Source organism: Paenibacillus sp. AD87, assembly GCF_001659845.1.
In the GTDB taxonomy this organism is placed as follows: Bacteria; Bacillota; Bacilli; order Paenibacillales; family Paenibacillaceae; genus Paenibacillus; species Paenibacillus marchantiae.
The window spans coordinates 1-3,165 of the sequence record NZ_LXQN01000011.1 but is presented as its reverse complement, the minus strand read 5'-3'; the positions used below and the strand labels follow the sequence as shown (position 1 = coordinate 3,165).

The following is a 3,165-nucleotide window of genomic DNA, read 5'->3' as shown; positions in this document are numbered from 1 at the left end:
CATCGCGAGGTCGATACGCTCTCTGGCGGTCAACGTCAGCGCGTATGGATTGCGATGGCACTCGCCCAGCAGACCGATCTGATCCTGCTGGATGAACCCACCACCTATCTGGACCTGGCACATCAGCTTGAAGTGCTGGAGCTGCTCTATGAACTGAATCGCAGTCAGCAGGTTACGATTGTGATGGTGCTGCATGACCTGAATCTGGCAGCACGCTTCTCCGACTATATGGTGGCGATTCGTGATGGTCAGGTGGTGGAGCATGGCTCGCCAGAGCACGTAATGACGGCACGGACGCTACGTGAGGTGTTTGCCATCGATGCCGAAATTATGCTGGAACCACGAACGGGGCGACCGGTGTATGTGACGTACGAGATATTGCGTGATAAGCGTAGAGACCAAGGGGCGGATCAAGGATTCTTAAATGATAAGGAGCAGAAGGAGAAGATAGCCACATGAAAATCGCATGGCGTGTCCTGCTGGGCGCACGAAAATACTGGATGCAGTTAGGCATTGGATTTGTCGGTGTCGTGCTGGCCACAATTGCCGGATTTTATTTGCCCTGGGCGCTCCGTTCGTTGACACAATTGGCAACCGAAGGTAGCAGTCAGTTTGCCGCAGAAGCATTGAAGATTGGTTTATTGCTACTTGGAGCCACCTGTTTGCAAGCCATCGGAACATCACTGGCAGGCTATATGAACCATTATGCCGCACTTCATTACGTGGCGGATTTACGAACAAGATTGTATAGCAAATATCAGCAGATGAGTTTGCGCTATTTCCATCGAAGCCGGACGGGTGACTTGACCGGGCGCGTTGTGAATGATGCGATGGAAGCGGAAATTTTCATTGCCCATGCTATACCTGACTTTATCGTTAACGGACTGACCTTTATCGGAGTAGGCATCCTGCTCTTGACGATCAATGTGAAGCTGGCACTGATCAGTCTGATCACGATTCCGTTGCTGCTTGTAATCACGGTATGGCAAAGCAAGCACTTGTCGCCGCTGTGGGGAGAGAGTTCCCAAGCTCGGGGAGATATCGCTGGAAAGGTGCAGGAAAATTTATCGGGCATGAAAGAAATCCAAATTTTCAATCGACAGGAGGAGGAGCGAGGCAACGTTTCTCGTCTGGCTATGAAATATTCGAAGACCTATTTACGCGCCAGTTTGTTCTATGAAACCTCTTTGCCTTTGTTGGCATTTGTGACCACACTGGGGACTGTATTTGTCGTGATACTGGGCGGCAGATTGATGGCAACAGGCGAGGTAAGCATTGCTGATATCATCGGATTCATCGCCTACCTGGGTATGTTTTATCAACCGATAAAGTCTTTTTCCGGCTTGGTGGAAATGGCCGGGCGAGCCTCCGCTGGCCTTAAACGGGTATATGATGTGCTGGAAGAAGAGGAAGACATAAAGGAGAAGCGAAACGCAGTCCATTTGCCGCGTGTACAAGGACAGATCTCCTTTCAAGATGTCACATTTCTTTATCAAGATGGTGCGCCTGTACTAGAGGGGCTGAACCTGACCATTGATCATGGAAAGACAGTAGCGCTTGTAGGCACCACAGGAGTAGGTAAGTCGACATTGGCCAGTCTCGTTAACCGATTCTACGACCCGCAGGCGGGATCGATTCGAGTGGATGGCATCGATATTCGTGATGTGACGCTTTCCAGCCTGCGTAACAATATTTCAATGGTGCTGCAGGATACGTTCCTGTTTGATGGCTCGGTGTATGACAATATTGCTTATGGATGGAAGGACGCGACCCGGAAAGATGTGATTGCCGCAGCTAAAGCAGCTAAAGCACATGAATTTATATCTCAGATGGAGCAAGGCTACGATACGGTAATTGGTGAACGCGGTGTGCGTTTGTCCGGAGGGCAGAAACAGCGCCTTTCGATAGCACGGGCGATTCTGCGCAATGCACCAATCCTCATTCTGGATGAAGCGACATCGGCGCTTGATACCAAGACCGAGCAAGAGATCCAACAGGCACTGGATGAAATATCGAAGGATCGCACAACACTGGTGATTGCCCATCGGCTATCGACGGTCCGTCATGCCGACCAGATCGTTGTGCTGGAGGGTACAGAGATCGCCGAGATGGGTACGCATGAGGAACTGCTGCATAGCGGAGGTATTTATGCACGATTGTATGCGACACAAGCCTCTTGAACGTAACCAATACAAACAAGACAAAACAGGAGAAGGACAGGACGAAGATGACTGTATTATATGATCTAACAATTGTGGGCGGCGGTCCGGTCCTGCAGGACTGTACACTGCGTTATTAGGGGAATGCACGATATGAAGGTTGGTACAAGTTCGTGTCCCGAGCCAAGGAGAAGAACTTGTACCGATTGCCTGAATGGACAAGAACATATTCCGATTACCGATCAGGCATGTATCTAAACGATTTTCGCCTGTCAATTCGTTAATCTAATGGGTGGGATTGCTCAATGTTGTTGATGAATACTTTTCATTGCAGGGGTTATAGAAGTGTTCGGTGCTGCTTTGTTACTCGTTTTCGGATGGAAAATTGAGCATTTTAAATGTCGAAGGAGGAAATAATAAGCGGAAATAGACCCCTATTGATAGTATCCTCATTTAGTAGATAAGAAACAAAGGCTATCTTATAAGATAGTCTTGATTTTGTTTAACGAAGGAGCTTTTTTCATGGCTAAAAAAGTTATGAAGCGACAACAATTGATCAGTTATATTGGGGCGCAATTTTTATCCTAGAGTGGATGTGCTATTTAAATCTGTCGATTAATTTTTGACCATCCTTTGCCGGGTTTAATGCTGCATAGTGTGCAAAGGATGGATCAGGAATATTTTGTGCTTGTCTGCTATATTTGCCCGGAGAGACTCCGGTAATTTTGGTGAAGGTTCGAATAAAATTGGCATAATCGCGAAACCCCGATTGGAAGCAGGCATCCGTAATGCTCATCCCGCCGGATAGGTAATATCTCGCCAATTCAATACGACGGTTCATGATGTAAGAGCGGATCGTTAGTCCGGTATGCTTTTTAAACTGGCGGCTGATATACGTGCTGTTCATATAAAATGCCTCGGCAAGCTTGGGAAGCGTAATCTCCTGGGAAATGTGCGCTTCAATATAATCCATTGTTTTACGTACCATTTCTGGCATGATATCGAT

At 47.7% G+C, this 3,165-nt stretch carries 3 protein-coding genes; 2 read left to right on the top strand and 1 reads right to left on the bottom strand.

Annotation, left to right across the window (positions count from 1 at the left end; genetic code table 11):
• A partial coding sequence (locus tag gpAD87_RS22970; protein ID WP_157258554.1) for an ABC transporter ATP-binding protein occupies positions 1-459 on the top strand: 459 nt, incomplete at its 5' end.
• Positions 456-2,180, top strand: a complete 1,725-nt coding sequence (locus tag gpAD87_RS22965) for an ABC transporter ATP-binding protein (RefSeq protein ID WP_064637814.1) — start codon at positions 456-458, stop codon at positions 2,178-2,180. The genes gpAD87_RS22970 and gpAD87_RS22965, both read left to right, overlap by 4 nt.
• 577 nt (positions 2,181-2,757) lie before the next feature.
• Here the strand turns inward: gpAD87_RS22965 and gpAD87_RS22960 are convergent.
• On the bottom strand, positions 2,758-3,165 hold a 408-nt coding region (locus tag gpAD87_RS22960; RefSeq protein WP_157258553.1), incomplete at its 5' end, for a helix-turn-helix domain-containing protein.